The organism is Skermanella rosea, from assembly GCF_016806835.2.
Lineage (GTDB): Bacteria > Pseudomonadota > Alphaproteobacteria > Azospirillales > Azospirillaceae > Skermanella > Skermanella rosea.
In genome coordinates, this window is record NZ_CP086111.1 from 1,833,242 (window position 1) to 1,851,787 (window position 18,546).

The following is an 18,546-nucleotide window of genomic DNA, read 5'->3' on the forward strand; positions in this document are numbered from 1 at the left end:
GAACGTCTGTCTCCGGCGTCAGTCCGCCAGTTCCAGCACCACGGGGGTGTGGTCGGAGGCTTTCTCCTCGCCGCGCGGGCCGCGGTCGATCCGGCAATCGACAAGGCGGTCGGCGGCCTGGGGCGACAGCAGGAAATGGTCGATGCGGATGCCCTGGTCGCGCGGCCAGCGGCCGGCTTGATAATCCCAGAAGGTATAGGCGCGGGATTCGTCGGGATGCACCGCGCGGAAGGCCTCGGTCAGGCCCAGGTTGAGCAGGGCGCGGAACTGGGCGCGGGTCTCGGGGCGGAACAGGGCGTCGGTCTCCCACGCCTGTGGGTCGTAGACGTCCTCGGGGGCGGGGATGACGTTGTAGTCTCCTCCCAGCACGAAGGGCTGCTCGGTCTTGAGCAGTTCCGCCGCGTGACGGCGCAGCCGTTCCATCCAGCGGAGCTTGTACGGGTACTTCTCGGTCCCGACGGGATTGCCATTGGGCAGGTAGAGCGAGGCGATGCGGACGCCGGCCACGGTGGCTTCGACATAACGGCCCTGGGTGTCCTCGGCATCGCCGGGCAGATGGTCGAGCACGTCCTCGGCCGGCTGCTTCGACAACAATGCCACTCCGTTGTAGCTCTTCTGCCCGACGACGGCGCAGCAATAGCCCAGCGCCTCGAACTCCTGTTTCGGGAAGGAGGCGGTCTCGCACTTGATCTCCTGGAACAGGACGACATCCGGGGATGCGCGCTCCAGCCACGCCAGCACGTTGGGCAGGCGGGCCTTCACGGAGTTGACGTTCCAGGTGGCGATTTTCATGGGGTGTCTTCCTTGTTGGTCAGCGGTCGCAGATCGACCTGGACGGGGTTTACGTCTCGGCCCGGCGCGTCGCGGGGAAGAGCCTTCTGGAACATGACGGTCTGTCCAGTTCCGCGTTGCCGGAACGGCACCCCTTCACGCTTGAGGAGATCGAGCGCGACGACTGGTATCCCGATCCTCTGAACTGAAGGCTGGACGCCCGCAGGCATTCAGGGAGCGTGGAAGAACGGATCATCTCCGTCGTGGGCAAGCTTCCTAGCTGCCCGGGGAAAGCTTCGCAGGTGCTGCTGGTTCGACGTCATTTCGATCAGGTCCGACATAGCGCTCGAATTTCTACAGTGCGGTCGACTCTACAGCTTCACCGTAGAAAACCCCTTGCAACAGTGGGTTAGCTTTTGCTGTCGGGCCTGCGGGCTTCATCGGGGTCTCCGTCTCGGAAGATGCGCGGTAGATCGGCCTTCGCCTGTCAGGGCGAACGCCGACGCCCCGCATCATCGCTCCGGCCATGCTGTCGGCGTCGGCCTTCGGCCGAGGCCGACCTACGGCGGACCGGGCGGAAGCAGCGTGCCGGCACTTATCCGAGGACTTCTCGCTTCGATGAGGTCGAGTGCATCGGCTTGCTCGGGCGCTCGCCTGTGCAAATTCGGGCCTTCGGGACGGCCGCCGGACCGCATCACACCGCGAAGGACGAGCCGCAGCCGCAGGACGCTGTGGCGTTGGGGTTCTTGATCTGGAAGCTGGCGCCCATCAGGTCCTCGACGAAGTCGATGATCGAGCCGTTCAGCAGGTCGAGCGAGACGTCGTCGGTCACGACCGAGGTCCCCAGGTGCTCGAACACGTAGTCGTCCTCGTTGACGGTCTTGTCGAAGCTGAAGCCGTACTGGAAGCCCGAGCAGCCGCCGCCGGATACCGTGATGCGCAGCATCAGGGCGTCGTCGCCTTCCATCTGGCGGAGCACGGCGACCCGCCGGGCGGCACTGTCGGAGATCGAGAGGGACCGGCCGCCCGGGGCCACGGCGGCGGCTGAGTCGGTCTGCGGTGTGTTGAGCGCCGTGTCGGCCATGGTCTTCTCCTTGGGTTCCGCGCGTTCTCCGCGGGAGGTCGGTCGAAAGCGGGCCTAAAAAATGCCCATGTCGGGGAGTTTCACTTGACCCTATGTAAGCAGACCTGACCGTCTGTTCAAAGGGCCGGGCGCGCGGCAGGTCAATAGGTCGCGATGGTGATTGAAATATGAACCCCACTATCGGTAGTGTCCGGGCATGATCGCCGATCAATCCCTTCTCCGGAACGCCGAACCGGGACCGGCCGCCTATGCGTGCCGCCCGGAGCTTACCCGCGGCCGGCTGAAGCCCGAGCCGGAGAGCCCGACGCGGTCGGTGTTCCAGCGCGACCGCGACCGCATCATCCATTCCGGCGCGTTCCGCAAGCTGAAATACAAGACGCAGGTCTTCGTCTACCACGAGGGCGACTATTACCGCACCCGCCTGACCCACAGCCTGGAGGTCGCCCAGATCGCCCGCTCGGTCAGCCGCACGCTGGGCCTGAACGAGGACCTGGCGGAGGCGGTGGCGCTCGCCCACGACCTTGGCCACACCTGCTTCGGCCATGCCGGGGAGGAGGCGCTGAACGAGGCCATGAAGCCCTATGGCGGCTTCAGCCACAACGACCAGACGCTGCGCATCCTGACCCGGCTGGAGCGCCGCTACGCCGAGTTCGACGGGCTGAACCTGACCTGGGAGACGCTGGAGGGAGTGGTCAAGCACAACGGCCCGCTGCTGCCCGAACTGCCCGGCCACGGCCTGCCGACGACGATCCGCGAGTTCCAGCAGGAGCTGGACCTGGAGCTGGGCACCAATCCCGGCATGGAGGCGCAGGTCGCGGCGCTGGCCGACGACATCGCCTACAACAACCACGACATCGACGACGGGCTGCGCGCCGGCCTGTTCACGCTGGAGGAGATCGCGGAGCTGCCGCTTCTGGGCGGCATCATCCGGGGCCTGCACGACCGCTATCCGGGGCTGGACCGGACCCGGCTGGTCCACGAGACGATCCGGCGCATGATCGACCACATGGTGACCGACCTGCTCGCCGAGACCCGGCGGCGGATCGCCGAGGTCGGGCCGCGCTCCGCCGCCGAGGTGCGCGCGGCGCCCCGCGCCATGGTCGCCTTCAGCGACGGGATGCGCGACCATGATCGGGTCTTGCGCGGATTCCTGAAACAGCGCATGTACCGGCATTACAAAGTGAACCGCGTCACCAGCAAGACGCGGCGCGTGGTCTCCGAGCTGTTCTCGCTGTTCATGGCCGAGCCGGAATGCCTGCCGACGGAATGGCAGGCCGACCTGGCCGCGCTGGGCGGCAACGACGAAAGATCGCGCGCCCGGCTGGTGGCCGATTATATTGCAGGCATGACCGATCGCTTCGCCCTGGCGGAGTACGAGCGGATGTTCGACATGGAATCCAAGACCTGATGAATCTGTTCAACGAGTTCGCCAAAGACCTTCGCGTCATCCTGGATGACCTCGCGGCACGCGGGCAGCTTCCGGGCGGGCTCGACCTGTCCAAGGTGACGGTGGAGCCGCCGCGCGACGCCTCCCACGGCGACCTGTCCACCAACGCCGCCCTGGTGCTGGCCAAGCAGGCGGGATTGAAGCCGCGCGCGATCGCGGACATGCTGGTGGAGCGCCTGAAGGGCCTGGACGACGTCGTCTCGGTCGAGATCGCGGGACCCGGCTTCGTGAACCTGCGCCTGTCCGACGACACTTGGCGCCAGCGGATCGGCGACATCCTGGTGGCGGGCGTCACCTACGGCAACAGCAGCGTGGGCGCCGGATCGGCGGTCAATGTCGAGTATGTCTCGGCCAACCCGACCGGCCCGCTGCACGCGGCGCACGCGCGCGGCGCGGTGGTCGGCGACGCGCTGGCGTCACTGCTGGAGAAGGCGGGCTACACCGTCACCCGCGAATATTACATCAACGACGCCGGCGCGCAGGTCGAGGTGCTGGGCCGCTCGACCTACCTGCGCTACCGCGAGGCGCTGGGCGAGACGGTCGAGATCCCGGCCGGCATGTATCCGGGCGAATACCTCAAGGACGTGGGCGCCGCCCTGGCCGGGCGGGACGGGCCGAAATGGCTCGACGTTCCCGAATCGGAATGGCTGCCCGCCGTGCGCGACTTCGCGATCGAGCAGATCCTGGCCGGGATCAAGGACGACCTGGACGCGCTCGGCGTGCGCCGGCAGGTCTTCTCGTCCGAGCGGAACCTGATCGCCAGCGGCGCGGTGGAGGACGCCTATCAGTCGCTGGTCGACCAGGGGCTGATCTATACCGGCGTGCTGGAGCCGCCGAAGGGCAAGAAGCCTGAGGACTGGGAGCCGCGGCCCCAGACGCTGTTCCGCGCCACCCAGTTCGGCGACGACGTGGACCGCCCGCTGAAGAAGTCGGACGGCAGCTGGACCTATTTCGCCAACGACATCGCCTACCACCTGGACAAGTTCCGCCGGGGCAGCCCGATCCTGATCGACGTCCTGGGCGCCGACCACGGCGGCTACGTCAAGCGCATGCAGGCGGCGACAACGGCGGTGACCGGCGGGCAGGGCTCCCTGGACGCCAAGATCTGCCAGCTGGTCCACCTTCTCCAGAACGGCGAGCCGGTCAAGATGTCGAAGCGCGCCGGCACCTTCGTGACCCTGCGCGACGTGATCGACCAAGTCGGCCGCGACGTGGTCCGCTTCATCATGCTGACCCGGCGCAACGACCAGACGCTGGAGTTCGACTTCGCCAAGGTGACCGAGCAGTCCAAGGACAACCCGGTCTTCTATGTCCAGTACGCCCATGCCCGCTGCTGCTCGGTGCTGCGCCACGCCAAGGAAGCCGACCCGGAGCGCAGCCTGAACTCGGACGACCTGGCGGCGACCGCCAACCTGTCCCGCCTGGAGGCGCCGGAGGAGCTGGCCCTGGTCAAGCTGATGGCCAACTGGCCGCGGATCGTCGAATCGGCGGCGCAGGCCCACGAGGCGCACCGCGTCGCGTTCTACCTCTACGACCTCGCGGCGGCCTTCCACGGGCTGTGGAACAAGGGCAAGGACGACACGACGATGCGTTTCCTGCTCGATGAAGACCCTGAGCTGACCACCGCCCGGCTGGCGCTGATCAAGGCGGTGTCGATCGTGATCGCATCCGGTCTGGGTGTGATGGGAGTGGAGCCTGTCGAGGAACTGCGCGGATGAGCCAGTACGATCGCCGAGACCCCTATGGCCGGGACGACCACGGACCGGAGGGCGATGGCCGGGACGAGTATGCCGCCGGCAACGGTCCCGACGCCGAGGATGCCCGGTACATGCCCCGCGACCTGCGGGTCGAGCCGCGGGTCTACCAGCGCGGCTCCTACCGGCCCAATCCCGACGCGCGGCCCGCGCGCGGCCGGCGCCGGCTGTTGGCGCCGATCCTGGCCGGCGTGGGGCTGGTGCTGTTCTTCGCGATCGTCTGGCTGACCTATACCGGCGGCCAGGACGGCGGTACCGACGGCGGCATGCCGCTGATCAAGGCCGACGGGTCCCCGGTCAAGATGCGCCCGGACCAGCCCGGCGGCATGGCCGTGCCGCACCAGGACAAGCTGATCTACGACAGGTTGAAGGCCGAGACCGGCAATACCGAGACCGCGGCGGTCGAGCGGCTGCTGCCCCCGCCGGAGACGCCGCTGCCGCGTCCCGAGCCGCCGCAGGCGGCGCCGGAGCCGGTCCCGCAGCTTCCGCCGGCGGCGGCCGGCGCGCCGGTGCCGCTGTCCCAGGACATGGCGGCGTCGGAGCAGCCGGGCCTGGTCGAGGACGAGGGGCCGGCGGAGGAAGTCCCGCCGCCCGCCGCGATCCCGGCGCCTCCGCCGCCCGTGGCCGCCGCTCCGGCACCGCCGCCGGCGCCGGCTCCCGCGGCGCGTCCGGTGCCGCTTGCACCGCCCGCGGCACCCCCGCAGACGGCGGCCCTGCCGCCGCCGGCACCCCCGGCTCCCGCGGCATCCTCGGGCGGCGGAGGGTTCCGTCTCCAGATCGCCTCGGTGAAGTCCGAGGACGGCGCGCGGGCCGAGTTCCAGCGGCTCCAGCGCCGCTATCCCGAGATCCTGGGAGGTCTGGGCGTCAACTATGTCCGGGCCGACCTGGGTGCCAAGGGTGTCTATTACCGGGTGCAGGCCGGGCCGGTGGACGAGGCCCGCGCCTCGTCGATCTGTTCGTCGCTGAAGGCCCAGAGCGTCGGGTGCATAATTGTCCGCCAGTAAGTCCGTTCTCTCCGGGAAGCGTCCCGCCGCCGTCGTCTATGGCTGTGCCGGCCTGAGCCTGAGCGAGGAAGAGCGGGAGTTCTTCCGCCTCGCCGACCCCTTCGGTTTCATCCTGTTCCGCCGCAATTGCCAGTCCCGAGACCAGGTCCGCGCCCTGGTCTCGGAGCTGCGCGCCTCGGTCGGCCGGGCTGACGCGCCGGTGCTGATCGACCAGGAGGGCGGCCGGGTCGCGCGCATGCGCCCGCCGGAATGGGCTGCCCACCCGGCGGCCCGGCGGATCGGCGACTTGGCGGTCGGCGACCCGGAGGCGGGGGCGGAGGCTGCGTGGCTGAACGCGCGGCTGCTGGCCGCGATGCTTCACGAGGTCGGCATCACGGTCGATTGCGCGCCGGTGTGCGACGTGCCGGTGGACGGCTCCCACGACGTGATCGGCGACCGGGCCTTCTCGGACGATCCGGAGCTGGTCGCGAGCCTCGCCCGGATCTCCTGCACCGGGCTGCTGGACGGCGGCGTGCTGCCGGTGATCAAGCACCTGCCGGGCCATGGCCGGGCGCTGTGCGACAGCCACCTGGAGCAGCCGCTGGTCGAGGCGGGCCGGGCGGAGCTGGCGCGCAGCGACTTCCTGCCGTTCGAGGTGGTGTCGGACATGCCGCTGGGCATGGTCGCCCATGTCGTCTACCGGGAGCTGGACCCGGTCCATCCCGCGAGCACGTCGCGCATCGTCATCCAGTCGGTGATCCGGGAGCAGATCGGCTTCGACGGGCTGCTGTTCTGCGACGACCTGTCGATGGAGGCCCTGGCCGGCACCGTCGCCGAGCGCGCCGCGGCGGTCCTGGAGGCCGGCTGCGACGTGGTCCTGCACTGCAACGGCAGGCTGGAGGAGATGCGCGACCTGCTGGGCGTGGTGCCGCCGCTGACCGACGCCGCCGCCGTGCGGTGGGAGCGGGCTTTGACCTTCCTGAAGCCGCCGGGGCGGGGTGACGTTGATGCCATGCGCGAGCGGCTGGACGGGCTGCTGGAGGGCGATGCCCTGGATCCCGGCGCGGACCTGGTGGCCTGATGCCGGATATCGGGCAGTTCCTGTTCGACGCGTCGGTCTGGGTGATCCCGGTCATCGTGGCGATCACCTTCCACGAGGCGGCCCACGGCTATGTCGCGTGGAAGCTGGGCGACGACACGGCGAAGGTGCTGGGGCGGGTGACCTTCAACCCGCTGCGCCATGTCGATCCGTTCGGCACGGTGGTGCTGCCCGCGATCATGTATTTCACCACCTCCTTCCTGTTCGGCTGGGCCAAGCCGGTTCCGGTCAATTTCAGGCGGCTGCGCAACCCGCGCTACGGCATGGTGCTGGTGGCGCTGGCCGGGCCGGCGATCAACATCGTCCTGGCCTTCTTCTCCGCCTGGGCGCTGCGCTGGGTCGGGCTGCTGCCGGACGAGGCCCTGCTGTGGGTCCAGCAGAGCCTGGTGATCGCGGTCCAGATCAACGTGATCCTGGCGGTCTTCAACATGATCCCGCTGCCGCCGCTGGACGGCGGCCGGGTCGCGGTCGGGCTGCTGCCGCGCCAGCTCGCGATGCCGATCGCCCGGATCGAGCCCTACGGGCTGTTCATCCTGATCGGCGTGCTGTTCATCCTGCCGCTGATCGGGACGCAGCTCGGATATAACCTCAGCGTGCTGCCCTGGCTGCTGGGGCCGCCGGTCGAGTATGTCATCCGGCTGCTCGGCTTCGTGACCGGACACGGCTGACGCCCCATGGCCGACCAAGCGATCCTGGAAGCGGAAGGGCAGCTGGTCCTCGACCTCGACGGGTACGAGGGGCCGATCGACGTGCTGCTGACCCTGGCGCGCGACCAGAAGGTGGACCTGACCCGGATCTCCATCCTCCAGCTCGCCGACCAGTACCTGGAGTTCGTCGCCGAGGCGCGGCGCATCCGGCTGGAGCTGGCGGCCGACTATCTGGTCATGGCGGCGTGGCTGGCCTACCTCAAGTCCCGGCTGCTGCTGCCCGAGCAGGACGAGGAGGAGCCGAGCGGCGAGGACCTGGCCCAGGCGCTGGCCTTCCAGCTCCAGCGGCTGGAGGCGATGCAGGAGGCCGGGACCAAGCTGCTCGACCGGCCCCGGCTGGGGCGCGACGTGTTCGCGCGCGGCGCTCCGGAGGGCATCCGGATCGTCACCCGGTCGATCTTCGACCTGTCGCTGTACGACCTGCTGAGGGCCTATACCGAGCACAAGCGGCGCGAGGAGTTCGGCACCTGGCGCATCCAGCCGACCGAGCTCTATTCGCTGGAGGACGCGCTGAAGCACCTGTCGGAGATGCTGGGCCGGCTGCCGGACTGGACGGACCTCGCCAATTTCGTGCCGGGGGCGGGCGGCGACACGCTGCTGAGCCGCTCGGCCCTGGCCGCCCATTTCGTCGCCAGCCTGGAGCTGACCAAGGCCGGCAAGCTGGAGCTTCGGCAGGAGGGCGTGTTCTCGCCCATATATCTGCGCCGCGTGCGGTCGCCGTCATGAACCCGCAGCTCCGATTGCTGGAGGCCCTGCTGTTCGCCTCGGCCGAACCGCTGGACGCCCGCAGCCTGGGGGCGCGGCTGGGGCAGGGTGCCGACGTTGACGCGCTGCTGGGCGAGCTGGCGGCGCATTACGCCGAGCGGGGCATCAACCTGGTGTGCACCGGCGGGCGCTGGTCGTTCCGGACGGCGCCGGATCTGGCCGAGAAGCTTCGGGTGGATGCCGAGGTGCAGCGAAAGCTGTCGCGGGCGACCGTCGAGACTCTGGCGATCATCGCCTATCACCAGCCGGTGACCCGCGCCGAGATCGAGAGCATCCGCGGGGTCGCGACCAGCAAGGGCACGCTGGACATCCTGATGGAGGCGGGCTGGATCCGTCCCGGCAAGCGCCGCGAGACGCCGGGACGGCCGCTGACCTGGATAACGACCGACGGCTTCCTCGACCATTTCGGCCTGGAGAGCCTGCGCGACCTGCCGAACCTGGAGGACCTCAAGGCTTCGGGCCTGCTGGACTCCCGGCCGGTGCTCGCCGCGGTCGGAGGCGGCGAGGCGCTGCCAGGGCGGGAGGAGGAGGGATAACGACCCCGATAACCCGGTTCCGGCCGATAGTCTGTCGTTCAGTGCGTCAGGTCGTGCATGTAGCCGAGCTTCGCGATGACCGCCGGGGATAGGATGAACGGGTAGAGGTCGGGCTGGCCCATGCTGCGGTTGAGGGCGTTGACCGCGTAGGTCAGGGGCAGCCAGTTGTCGATCAGGTCGTCGATGTCCTTCGCCTTGTGCGGGTCGAAGTCCACCTCGGCCTGAAGCTCGTGGCCCAGCCGGATCCGCGGGCGGATCTTCATGCCGAAGGAGCGCGCCGTCTCCAGCGTGTCGACGATGTGCAGGTAGTGCGCCCAGGTCTCGGCGAAGTCCTCCCAAGGATGGGCGGTCGCGTAGGTGCTGACGAAGTTGTCCTGCCAGTCGGCCGGGGGGCCGTTGTTGTAGTGGGTCTGGAGCGCCTGCCCGTAGTCCGCCCGCTCGTCGCCGAACATCTCGCGGAACTTGGCGAGGCTTTCATCGCCGGCGTCGCGGACCAGCTTGTCCCAGAAGTAATGGCCGACCTCGTGGCGGAAATGGCCGAGCAGGGTCCGGTAGGGCTCCTGCATCTGGGTGCGGCGCTTCTCGCGCTCGGCGTCGTCGGCTTCGGCAACGTTGATGGTGATCAGGCCGTTGTCGTGGCCGGTCAGAACCGTCGTCACGTTGCCGTCGGCGTCAACCTGGTCGGACAGGAAGTCGAAGGCCAGACCGCCCTCCGGGTCGTCGGTCCGGTTCTTCAGCGGCAACTTCAGCTTCAGCATCGTGTAGAACAGGTGATGCTTGGCCATCTCCAGCTTCCGCCAGCGCGCCATGTTCTCCGCGTCGGAAATGTCCGGGATGGTGCGGTTATGACGGCAGGCGGCGCAGTGCGGCTCGGCGGAATCGGCGGGGAGGAGCCAGTTGCAGGCATCCACCTCGGCGTTCAGGCAGAACTTGTACAAGGTGCCAGGGGCGCCCAGCGCGCGCCAAGCTTCGCCTTCCGGCTCCAGCGCCGTCACCTTGTTGACTTCCGGAACATAGCCCAGCCGATGGCCGCAGCTCTCGCACACCGTATTCTCGAAATAGAGCGGCTGGCCGCAGCTCTCGCATTCAAACAGCTTCATGTCACTTTCGCCTTGCCGGAAGATGCCCGCCTTCAGTCGCCCAGCAACGCTCTGGAGCGCGCAGTGTTCCAAGAAATGGCAGCCATGCTTCGAAGAGATGGCCGGTCGGTCGACAATACTGCGCAATAAAGATTTAGACGGCGGGAACGATCAGCGGCCGATCCAGGTCGGCCCGCCGAGACACCAGCACGGGATGGTCGAAGGCGGCGGTCAGGCATTCCGGCGTCATGACGGTCCAGGGGGTGCCGGCCGTCAGGACGCGGCCGTCGCGCATCAGGACGACGGTGTCGGCATGGACGGCGGCGAGGTTGGGGTCGTGCAGCACCGCCATGACCGCCCAGCCCCGGCGGGCCAAGCCATGGGCCAGCCCGAGAAGCTGGGCCTGGTGGCGGATGTCCAGGCTGGAAGTCGGCTCGTCCAGGATCAGGTAGCGGGGGGAAGGGTCGGCGCCGTCGTCCAGCTGGGCCAGCACGCGGGCGAACTGGACCCGCTGTTGCTCGCCGCCGGACAGGGACGGGTAGGAGCGCTTGGCGAGGTGCAGCGCGTCGGCCGCGAGCAAGGCCCTCTCGACCGCCTTCAGGCTTTCGGTCCGGGTCGAGCGGGTCCGGTGCGGCGCCCGGCCCAGCATCGTCACCTCGCCCACGCCGAGCGGGAAGGACAGGGTGACCGACTGGGACAGCACGGCCCGGCGGCGCGCCAGCACTTCCGGCTCCCACTCCGCCAGCGGGCGGCCGTCGAGCGTGACGGTGCCGGCGTCGGGCGCGGTCTCGCCCGACAGCAGGCGGACCAGGGACGACTTGCCGGCGCCGTTCGGCCCGAGCACCGCCGTCAGCGTGCCCGGTTGCAGGTCCAGCGAGACCCGGTCCACCAGCGTCTGGCCGCGGCGCCTGAGCGTCGCGTCGGTCGCCCGGATCATGACAGGGTCTCCCGCCGCCGGCGGATCAGCAGCCAGAGGAAAAAGGGGCCGCCGAGCAATGCCGTGACCAGGCCGATCGGCAACTCGGCCGGCGCCACGACGGTGCGCGCGACGATGTCGGCGAGCAGGACCAGGGTGCCGCCGAGCAGGGCCGAGGCCGGCAGCAGCAGCCGGTGCCCGGCCCCGGCGACCAAGCGGACCAGATGCGGCACGACCAGCCCGACGAAGCCGATCACCCCCGCGACCGCCACGCTGGCGCCGACCGCGGCGGCGCAGACGATCACGATCCCGGTCTTGGCCGGCTCGACCCGGAAGCCCATCAGCGCCGCCTCGCGCTCGCCCAGCAGCAGCGCGTCCAGCACGCCGGCCCAGCGCCCGGCGGCCAGGACGGCGCCCAGGGCGAACGGCGCCAGGGCGAGCACCACCGGCCAGGCGGCCCCGCCCAGGGAGCCCATGGTCCAGAAGGTGATGTCGCGCATCTGCCGGTCGTCGCTGCCGAAGACCAGGTAGCCGGTCCCCGCCGAGGCGATGGCGTTGACCGCGATGCCGGCCAGCAGCAGGGTCGCCACGTCCGTCCTGCCGTCGCCGCGCGCGACCCGCTGGACCGCCAGGATGGTGAGGAGGCTGCCGGCGAAGGCCGCGGCCGGCAGGGCGAAGGGGCCGGCCAGCCCGGCGACCGCGGCGGGAACGCCCAGCACGATCACCGCGACCGCCGCCAGGGCGGCGCCGCCGGAGATTCCGATCAGGGCCGGATCGGCGAGAGGGTTGCGGAACAGCCCCTGCATCATGGCGCCGCTGACCGCCAGCGCCGCCCCGACGCCGAACCCCAGCAGCATGCGCGGCAGCCGGAGCTGGAGCACGATCGCGGCGTCGCGGGGAGCGATGTCGCCCCCGGCGAGCGCCGCGATTACGGTCCCGGGCGGGATGGCGGAGGCGCCGATGGCCAGGCTCGCCACCACGGCGGCGCAGGCCAGCGCCGCCAGTAGCGCGAGAAAGCCCCAATGGCCGAGCGCGGCGGCGCCGTCGCGCGCCGTCAGGCAGGTCACGAGCGGCCCCTGGGCGGCTTCGGGAAGGCGTCGGTCCGGTCCGGGTGCAGCGCGCGGGCGAGGTCGGCCAGGGCGTGGGGCAGGCGGGGGCCGAAACCCAGCAGGTAGAGGGTGTCCATTGCGACCAGCCGGCCGTGCCGCGCCGCCGGGGTCCCGGCGAACTGGGGCATCGCCAGGATCGCGTCGCGCCCGCCGGCGGCCTCCACCGCGTCGGACGGCAGCAGCAGCACGTCGGGAGCCGCCGCCAGGATCGCTTCGCCCGACGCCGGCTTGTAGCCCTCGTATCCCTCCATGGCGTTGATTCCTCCCGCCAGCCGGATCATGGCGTCGGCGGCGGTGTTCTGCCCGGCCGCGGTCGGGGCGCCCCGGCCCAGCCCCATCAGGAACAGCACGCGCGGGCGGTCCGGGATGGTATCGACGACAGCGCTGACCGCCTCCACTCCCTCGGTGATGTCACGGGCCACGGCTTCAGCCTCCTCCTGCCGGTCCAGGAACGATCCGACCGCGCGGACCTTCTCCGCGACGCCCTCCACGGTCGGCCGGTCGGGGACCATCCGGGTGGGAATGCCCAGGCTTCGGATCTGGGCGATCACCGGGGGCGGGCCGGCATTGTCGCTCAGCAGCACCAAGTCGGGGTGGAGCGCCGCGACACCCTCGGCGGACAGCGCCCGCATGTAGCCGATCTGCGGCAGCTCCCGCATGGCGGGCGGATGGAGGCTGGTGCTGTCGACCGCGACCAGGGTGTCGCCCAGGCCCAGTTCGTTGACGATCTCGGTTACGGCGCCGCCGACCGAGACGATCCGCGCGGGCGGGTCGGCCGCGGCGGCGATCGACGCCAGCACCAGGGAGAACAGGACCGGCGGCCATGTCCTCATGGCGCCGCCTCCGGCCCGGCGAGGCCGGCGGCCAGCACGCGCCAGCCGTCCAGCTCGGGTTCGGAGGGCTTGCGGCGGCCGAACACGAAGGCGATGGTCTCCCCCGCGGCGTCGAACAGCTCCAGCGAGGTGACGATGCCGTCGGCCGTGGGCTTGCGCACCACCCAGGCGGTTGCGATGCGGTCTTCCCGGAGATGCAGGTTGAAGCCGGGGTCCAGCACGTTCAGCCACGGCCCCATCGCCTTGATCCGGCGGACCGGCCCGGTATGGATTCCGATGCAGCCCCGGTTGCCGACGAACACCATGATCGGCAGCCCGCTGCCGGCCGCGGAGTGCAGCACGGTCGAGAGCGCCGACGCCGCGACCGGGCGCGCCCGGTCCGGTCCCGCCAGCCGCAGCGCCTGGACGCGGCCCAGCCCGAAGCGGCGCAGCAGGCCGAAGAATTCATGGGTGTCCTCCAGCGCGTCCCAGCCGGCATGGAAGCCTGCCAGGCCGACCCGCTCGTCCTCGGTCGGCGCGGCGGGTTCCCCCGGCGGCTCGGCGTCGAAGGCGGTGCTCTGGTCGTCGGTCTTCCGGGCGGCCACCAGCCGGTCGAACGCCGCGCGGTCGCTGTTCTCGGTCAGGTAGATCTTGTGGACCGCGTTTCCGGCGCCGTCGAAGACCTGGAGGCTGAGGCGGGCGGTGCCGTGGCTGTCCTCCCGGACCATGAACAGGTGGCGCCAGTGGTTGAAGAACAGGCGCAGGTCGATGTCCGGGTCCAGCACCAGCCCCATGGCCGGCCCGCACTCGATGTCGCGGTAGGTGCCCGTCTTCTCGATCACCGCATGCTCGTTGCGGGTCAGCGCCATGACCGGGCCGAGCGTGCCGACCCCTTCCAGGAAGGTGCCCCAGTCGCCGGGGCGCAGGCGCAGGCTGATCCGGCCGCAGCCGCTGGCGATCAGCGCCGCTTCCGGAACCTCCAGTTCGAGCGCCGCGTCGCGGGCGCGGATGCCGGGGCGGTCCTTGCGCAGCACCTGCCAGCAGTCCCACAGCAGGTCGTTGGCGGGCAGCGGCATGCCGGGCAGGGTCTTCAGGTCGGATAGGATGTCGGGACTCATGGCTCACCACTTCACGATGGCATTGACCGCGACGGTGCGGCCGGGTTGGGCATAGCGTTCGATGCTCGTGGAAGTCCGGCTCTGGCCGGTGACATCCTGGGGGTTCCAATAGCGCTCGCCGGTCAGCTTGAGCGTGTCGTGGTCGCCCGCGTTCCAGACCCACTTGCCGGCGCGGCCAGCCAGGGTCGCCGCGGTGGAGAGGCTCCTGTCGGCGCCGTCGTAGGCGGTCTTGGCGCTGGCGAAGACGTCGCGGCCGAATTCCGCCAGGTAATCCGCCGGATCCTTGGTGATGTAGGCGACCACGCCGCCGATCGCATCGCTGCCGTCGAGCGACGAGGCCGGGCCGCGCACGATCTCCACCCGACTGACCGTGTGCAGGTCCACATAGTCGCGGTTGAAGGTCGGGCTGGTCGCGGGGAAGTCCGGCAGCCGCGCGCCGTCCACCTGGACCAGCACCCGGTTCCCGCCGATGCCGCGGATGGTGCAGTTGGTCAGGCCCGAACGCGACGGGTCTTTGCCGATCGACACGCCCGGGCCGTAGCGCAGCAGGTCGCGCGGGCTGGAGACCAGCCGCCGGTCGATCTCCGCGTCGGTGATGACGGAGACGGTGCCGGGCACCTCGTCCACCGGCCGCTCCCCGCAGGTCGCCGTCACGGTGACCGGGTCGAGGCGAAGCACGGAGGCGGGCGGGTCCGCCGCCGGGTCCGGCGCGGCTTCCTGGGCAAGGGCGCCCACGGCGCCGAGAGCGACGATGCTGGTGGACATCAGGACCGTGCGGCTGAGACGGGCACCATGACCCGTCGATCCGATGCTAATGAAATTAGGAATCAGTCGCAATTCGAAAGTCTCCGGGTTGGAGTCGGCGATGCTGCGTGCCTTCCATTTGATAATGATAATCGCTCGCATTAGTCAGCGTCAATTCGGGCGGAAAGGTGACGGCGCTTTCCGGGATCCCAGCCACTCCGGGGCGGCGCCGTGCGGAAATCCGGAAAACCGGCCCCGCAGCCGCCGGCCTGCCGCAGCGTGATTCCATCAACATCAGAGACTTAGCCGCACCACCCGGAATCCCCTGCTTCTGGCACGGAACCTGCTGAACAGCCCTCCAGTTGCACTGCCGCTCGACACGAAGAATGCCCGGCTTCCCAGGTGGGAAGGGACGGCAAAAGCGGTTCAGTCAAGGGAGAAGCACCATGCAGGCCACCGGAAGCGCGGCTGTGACCGCGCCTGTCCCCCACAAGAAAATTTATCACCACCTCTATTTCCAGGTGCTGTGCGCCATCGTGATCGGCGTGCTGGTCGGGTATTTCTATCCCGAGTTCGGCGCCAGCCTGAAGTGGCTGGGCGACCTGTTCATCAAGCTGATCAAGATGCTGATCGCCCCGATCATCTTCTGCACCGTCGTCCACGGTATCGCCAGCATGGAGGACATGAAGAAGGTCGGCCGGGTCGGCGTGAAGGCGCTGATCTATTTCGAGGTCATGACCACCCTGGCGCTGATCATCGGCCTGGTCGTCGTCAACCTGTGGCAGCCCGGCGCCGGCATGAACGTCGACGTCAACTCGCTCGACACGAAGGCGATCGCGGCCTACACCTCGAAGGCGGCCGAGCAGGGCACCATCGAGTACATCATGCACATCGTGCCGAGCACGGTGGTCGGCGCCTTCGCCGAGGGCGAAATCCTCCAGGTGCTGTTCTTCGCGCTGCTGTTCGGCTTCGCGCTGTTCGCGCTGGGCGAGAAGGGCAAGCCGCTGCTGGGCATCATCGACCAGTCGGCCCACGTCTTCTTCAAGATCGTCGGCATCGTGATGAAGGTGGCCCCGATCGGCGCCTTCGGCGCCATGGCCTTCACCATCGGCAAGTACGGCGTCGGCTCGCTGCTGTCGCTGGGACAGCTGATGCTGGCCTTCTACGCCACCTGCCTGCTGTTCATCTTCCTGGTGCTGGGCACGGTGGCGCGGCTGGCCGGCTTCAGCATCGTCAAGTTCATCAAGTACATCAAGGAAGAGCTGCTGATCGTCCTCGGCACCTCCTCGTCGGAATCGGTCCTGCCGCGCATGATCGCCAAGATGGAGCTGCTGGGCTGCGAGAAGTCGGTGGTCGGCCTGGTGATCCCGACCGGCTATTCGTTCAACCTGGACGGCACCTGCATCTATCTGACCATGGCGGCGATCTTCCTGGCCCAGGCGACCGGCACCGACCTGTCGCTCAGCCAGGAGATCGGCATCATCGCCGTGCTGCTGCTGACCTCCAAGGGAGCGGCCGGCGTGACGGGAAGCGGTTTCATCGTGCTGGCGGCGACGCTGGCCTCGGTCGGGACCATTCCGGTCGCGAGCATCGCGCTGATCCTGGGCGTGGACCGCTTCATGTCCGAAGCCCGGGCCCTGACCAACCTGATCGGCAACGGCGTCGCCACCGTGGTGGTCGCCCGCTGGGAAGGGGCCCTGGACACGGAGCGGATGCACCGCCACCTGAACAACGAGACCGACGAGGAAGCCGACAACCCCGAATCCGTCCTGGTGACGGAGGAAGAGACGGCGGGCATCGGCACCGGACACATCGGAACCGGGCAGGGCGTCGGCGCCCGGGCCTATTGATCTTCGCCTTGCCGAGGCGGTCCTGCTGAAGCAGAGTCCGGCGGCGCCAGACCGGCGCCAAAGGAGCGAGCCATGCAGGACACCCTGACCGTGCTGCTGGTCGAGGACGACAACGCGGTCCGCGCGGCCAGCATCCAGACGTTCCAGCTCGCCGGCATCGAGGCCAAGGGCTTCGGTGCCGCCGAGCCGGTCCGCGACATGATCCACCCCGACTTTCCCGGCGTCATCGTCACCGACGTCCGGCTTCCCGGCATGAACGGGCTGGCGCTGCTGGACCACGCCATGCGGGTCGATCCCAAGCTGCCGGTGGTGCTGATCACCGGCCACGGCGACATCGCCATGGCGGTGGACGCCATGCGGGTCGGGGCCTACGACTTCATCGAGAAACCTTTCCCGACCGACCGCCTGGTCAACTCGGTCCAGCGCGCGCTGGAGCACCGCGCCCTTACGCTGGAAGTCGAGACGCTGCGCCGGAAGCTGTCCGACCGCGAGGGGATCGAGTCCATCCTGCTCGGCCAGTCCCCGGCCATCCAGGAGGTCCGGCGGGTCATCCTCCAGGTCGCCGACACGGCGGCCGACGTGCTGATCCTGGGCGAGACCGGCACCGGCAAGGAACTGGTCGCCCGCTGCCTGCACCAGTTCTCCCGCCGCCGCGACGCGAACTTCGTCGCGATCAATTGCGGCGCCATGCCGGAGACCATGTTCGAGAGCGAGATCTTCGGTCATGAGTCCGGCGCCTTCACCGGCGCCAGCCGCCAGCGCATCGGCCGGCTGGAGCATGCCGACGGCGGCACGCTGCTGCTGGACGAGATCGAGTCCATGCCGCTGGCGCTCCAGGTCAAGCTGCTGCGGGCCTTGCAGGAACGTGTGGTCGAACGGCTGGGATCAAACCGGGAGATCCCGATCGACATCCGCATCGTCGCCGCGACGAAGGAGGATCTGGCGGAGCTGAGCCGGCAGCAGCGGTTCCGCAGCGACCTCTATTACCGGCTGAACGTGATCTCGGTGACCCTGCCGCCCCTGCGCGAGCGCAGGGAGGACGTGCCGCTGCTGTTCGAGCATTTCGTGCTCCAGGCGGCGGCCCGGTACCGGCGCGAGGCTCCGGTGCTGTCGAGCGCCCAGCGCCGGCAGCTGATGGCCCATGCCTGGCCCGGCAACGTGCGGGAGCTGCGGAACGTCGCCGACCGCTTCGTGCTGGGCATCCACGGCACTCCGCTCGACCTGGTGGGCGACGCCGCCCCGGGCGAGCCGCCGTCCTTCGCGGAGCAGGTGGACGCCTTCGAGCGGGCGGTGATCTCGGAAGCCATGGCCCGCCACCAGGGCAACATCGGCGCCGTCAGCGACAGCCTGAAGCTGCCGCGCAAGACCCTTTACGACCGCCTGAAGCGCCTGAACCTGCCGATCGAGACCTTCCGGTGAGATCAGGTCGAGGAATCAGAGCAGACTCTGCGCACGTTGACACCCGAGAGGTGACGGGTTACATACTTTCATGATCCGAAGCTTCCGGCATAAAGGCTTGCGCCTGCTTTTCGAGGAGGGAGATCGCCGCAAGATCCAGTCTGCGCATGCAGACAGGATCGAGCGTATCCTCGCCTTGCTGAACCGTGCAGCCGAAGCCAGCGACATGGCGCTGCCGGGCTACAGGCTGCACCCGCTTAAAGGCGAACTGGCAGGCTTCTGGACAGTTTCAGTTTCGGGAAATTGGCGCGTGATCTTTCGCATCAAGGACGGTCACGCCTGGGATGTCGATTTGGTCGATTACCATTAGGGAG

18 protein-coding genes are annotated in these 18,546 nt (G+C 69.1%); 10 read left to right on the plus strand and 8 right to left on the minus strand.

Annotated features, from left to right (window positions below):
• Window positions 1–18 precede the first annotated feature (18 nt).
• Both JL101_RS08425 and erpA read right to left on the minus strand, forming a co-directional pair.
• Window positions 19–792 (minus strand): exodeoxyribonuclease III, encoded by a 774-nt coding sequence (locus JL101_RS08425; RefSeq protein WP_203099145.1) that lies wholly within the window; start codon window positions 790–792, stop codon window positions 19–21.
• A 673-nt stretch (window positions 793–1,465) separates the two neighbouring features.
• Entirely contained in the window at window positions 1,466–1,855 is a 390-nt protein-coding gene (gene erpA / locus JL101_RS08430; RefSeq protein ID WP_203099144.1) for an iron-sulfur cluster insertion protein ErpA, read from the minus strand.
• 196 nt (window positions 1,856–2,051) lie between these two features.
• Here erpA and JL101_RS08435 point away from each other — a divergent pair, with 196 nt between their 5' ends.
• The 7 genes from JL101_RS08435 to scpB are packed head-to-tail and all read left to right on the plus strand — an operon-like array spanning window position 2,052 to window position 9,146.
• A complete protein-coding gene (locus JL101_RS08435) occupies window positions 2,052–3,263 on the plus strand; it encodes a deoxyguanosinetriphosphate triphosphohydrolase (RefSeq protein ID WP_203099143.1) in 1,212 nt (403 codons plus the stop codon).
• On the plus strand, window positions 3,263–5,020 hold the full coding sequence (gene argS, locus JL101_RS08440) for an arginine--tRNA ligase (protein WP_203099142.1): 1,758 nt from the start codon (window positions 3,263–3,265) through the stop codon (window positions 5,018–5,020). Before JL101_RS08435 ends, argS begins: the two co-directional genes overlap by 1 nt.
• On the plus strand, window positions 5,017–6,060 hold the full coding sequence (locus JL101_RS36490) for an SPOR domain-containing protein (protein ID WP_267133550.1): 1,044 nt from the start codon (window positions 5,017–5,019) through the stop codon (window positions 6,058–6,060). Before argS ends, JL101_RS36490 begins: the two co-directional genes overlap by 4 nt.
• Window positions 6,047–7,120, plus strand: a complete 1,074-nt coding sequence (gene nagZ / locus JL101_RS08450) for a beta-N-acetylhexosaminidase (RefSeq protein ID WP_203099141.1) — start codon at window positions 6,047–6,049, stop codon at window positions 7,118–7,120. Before JL101_RS36490 ends, nagZ begins: the two co-directional genes overlap by 14 nt.
• Window positions 7,120–7,806 carry a site-2 protease family protein gene (locus JL101_RS08455; RefSeq protein ID WP_203099140.1) on the plus strand — a complete coding sequence of 229 codons (687 nt, stop codon included), beginning with the start codon at window positions 7,120–7,122 and terminating at the stop codon, window positions 7,804–7,806. The genes nagZ and JL101_RS08455 overlap by 1 nt, the downstream gene beginning before the upstream one ends.
• A 6-nt stretch (window positions 7,807–7,812) precedes the next feature.
• Complete coding sequence (locus tag JL101_RS08460) at window positions 7,813–8,571, plus strand: segregation and condensation protein A (RefSeq protein WP_203099139.1); 759 nt, start codon at window positions 7,813–7,815, stop codon at window positions 8,569–8,571.
• Window positions 8,568–9,146: an SMC-Scp complex subunit ScpB gene (gene scpB / locus JL101_RS08465; protein ID WP_203099138.1), complete on the plus strand. Its 579-nt coding sequence runs from the start codon at window positions 8,568–8,570 to the stop codon at window positions 9,144–9,146. Before JL101_RS08460 ends, scpB begins: the two co-directional genes overlap by 4 nt.
• A gap of 38 nt (window positions 9,147–9,184) precedes the next feature.
• Here scpB and JL101_RS08470 read toward each other — a convergent pair whose 3' ends face one another.
• The 6 genes from JL101_RS08470 to JL101_RS08495 all read right to left on the minus strand — a co-directional run bounded on the left by JL101_RS08470 (window position 9,185) and on the right by JL101_RS08495 (window position 14,945).
• Entirely contained in the window at window positions 9,185–10,246 is a 1,062-nt protein-coding gene (locus JL101_RS08470) for a zinc-binding metallopeptidase family protein (RefSeq protein ID WP_203099137.1), read from the minus strand.
• Window positions 10,247–10,379: 133 nt separating this feature from the next.
• Window positions 10,380–11,162, minus strand: a complete 783-nt coding sequence (locus tag JL101_RS08475) for a heme ABC transporter ATP-binding protein (protein WP_203099136.1) — start codon at window positions 11,160–11,162, stop codon at window positions 10,380–10,382.
• Window positions 11,159–12,208: a FecCD family ABC transporter permease gene (locus tag JL101_RS08480; RefSeq protein WP_228435358.1), complete on the minus strand. Its 1,050-nt coding sequence runs from the start codon at window positions 12,206–12,208 to the stop codon at window positions 11,159–11,161. Before JL101_RS08480 ends, JL101_RS08475 begins: the two co-directional genes overlap by 4 nt.
• Window positions 12,205–13,083, minus strand: a complete 879-nt coding sequence (locus JL101_RS08485; protein WP_203099135.1) for a heme/hemin ABC transporter substrate-binding protein — start codon at window positions 13,081–13,083, stop codon at window positions 12,205–12,207. The genes JL101_RS08480 and JL101_RS08485 overlap by 4 nt, the downstream gene beginning before the upstream one ends.
• Entirely contained in the window at window positions 13,080–14,180 is a 1,101-nt protein-coding gene (locus JL101_RS08490) for a hemin-degrading factor (RefSeq protein ID WP_203099134.1), read from the minus strand. Before JL101_RS08490 ends, JL101_RS08485 begins: the two co-directional genes overlap by 4 nt.
• Window positions 14,181–14,183: 3 nt before the next feature.
• On the minus strand, window positions 14,184–14,945 hold the full coding sequence (locus JL101_RS08495) for a TonB-dependent receptor plug domain-containing protein (protein WP_203099133.1): 762 nt from the start codon (window positions 14,943–14,945) through the stop codon (window positions 14,184–14,186).
• Window positions 14,946–15,370: 425 nt separating this feature from the next.
• On the opposite strand from JL101_RS08495, the gene JL101_RS08500 reads away from it, so the two are divergent.
• From JL101_RS08500 to JL101_RS08510, 3 genes are all read left to right on the plus strand, one after another.
• Window positions 15,371–16,774, plus strand: coding sequence for a dicarboxylate/amino acid:cation symporter (locus tag JL101_RS08500; RefSeq protein WP_203099132.1), 1,404 nt, complete (start codon window positions 15,371–15,373; stop codon window positions 16,772–16,774).
• A 72-nt stretch (window positions 16,775–16,846) separates the two neighbouring features.
• Window positions 16,847–18,193: a sigma-54-dependent transcriptional regulator gene (locus JL101_RS08505; protein WP_203099131.1), complete on the plus strand. Its 1,347-nt coding sequence runs from the start codon at window positions 16,847–16,849 to the stop codon at window positions 18,191–18,193.
• A 70-nt stretch (window positions 18,194–18,263) separates the two neighbouring features.
• On the plus strand, window positions 18,264–18,542 hold the full coding sequence (locus JL101_RS08510; protein WP_203099130.1) for a type II toxin-antitoxin system RelE/ParE family toxin: 279 nt from the start codon (window positions 18,264–18,266) through the stop codon (window positions 18,540–18,542).
• Window positions 18,543–18,546 lie beyond the last annotated feature (4 nt).

Bases quoted from the DNA above. Each gene is read 5' to 3' on its own strand.
- JL101_RS08455 (WP_203099140.1), top strand. From the start codon at position 7,120: ATGCCGGATATCGGGCAGTTCCTGTTCGACGCGTCGGTCTGGGTGATC.
- JL101_RS36490 (WP_267133550.1), top strand. From the start codon at position 5,017: ATGAGCCAGTACGATCGCCGAGACCCCTATGGCCGGGACGACCACGGA.
- JL101_RS08470 (WP_203099137.1), bottom strand. From the start codon at position 10,246: ATGAAGCTGTTTGAATGCGAGAGCTGCGGCCAGCCGCTCTATTTCGAG.
- JL101_RS08510 (WP_203099130.1), top strand. From the start codon at position 18,264: ATGATCCGAAGCTTCCGGCATAAAGGCTTGCGCCTGCTTTTCGAGGAG.
- JL101_RS08425 (WP_203099145.1), bottom strand. From the start codon at position 792: ATGAAAATCGCCACCTGGAACGTCAACTCCGTGAAGGCCCGCCTGCCC.
- JL101_RS08500 (WP_203099132.1), top strand. From the start codon at position 15,371: ATGCAGGCCACCGGAAGCGCGGCTGTGACCGCGCCTGTCCCCCACAAG.
- argS (WP_203099142.1), top strand. From the start codon at position 3,263: ATGAATCTGTTCAACGAGTTCGCCAAAGACCTTCGCGTCATCCTGGAT.
- JL101_RS08490 (WP_203099134.1), bottom strand. From the start codon at position 14,180: ATGAGTCCCGACATCCTATCCGACCTGAAGACCCTGCCCGGCATGCCG.
- scpB (WP_203099138.1), top strand. From the start codon at position 8,568: ATGAACCCGCAGCTCCGATTGCTGGAGGCCCTGCTGTTCGCCTCGGCC.
- JL101_RS08475 (WP_203099136.1), bottom strand. From the start codon at position 11,162: ATGATCCGGGCGACCGACGCGACGCTCAGGCGCCGCGGCCAGACGCTG.
- erpA (WP_203099144.1), bottom strand. From the start codon at position 1,855: ATGGCCGACACGGCGCTCAACACACCGCAGACCGACTCAGCCGCCGCC.
- JL101_RS08505 (WP_203099131.1), top strand. From the start codon at position 16,847: ATGCAGGACACCCTGACCGTGCTGCTGGTCGAGGACGACAACGCGGTC.
- JL101_RS08485 (WP_203099135.1), bottom strand. From the start codon at position 13,083: ATGAGGACATGGCCGCCGGTCCTGTTCTCCCTGGTGCTGGCGTCGATC.
- JL101_RS08495 (WP_203099133.1), bottom strand. From the start codon at position 14,945: ATGTCCACCAGCATCGTCGCTCTCGGCGCCGTGGGCGCCCTTGCCCAG.
- JL101_RS08435 (WP_203099143.1), top strand. From the start codon at position 2,052: ATGATCGCCGATCAATCCCTTCTCCGGAACGCCGAACCGGGACCGGCC.
- JL101_RS08460 (WP_203099139.1), top strand. From the start codon at position 7,813: ATGGCCGACCAAGCGATCCTGGAAGCGGAAGGGCAGCTGGTCCTCGAC.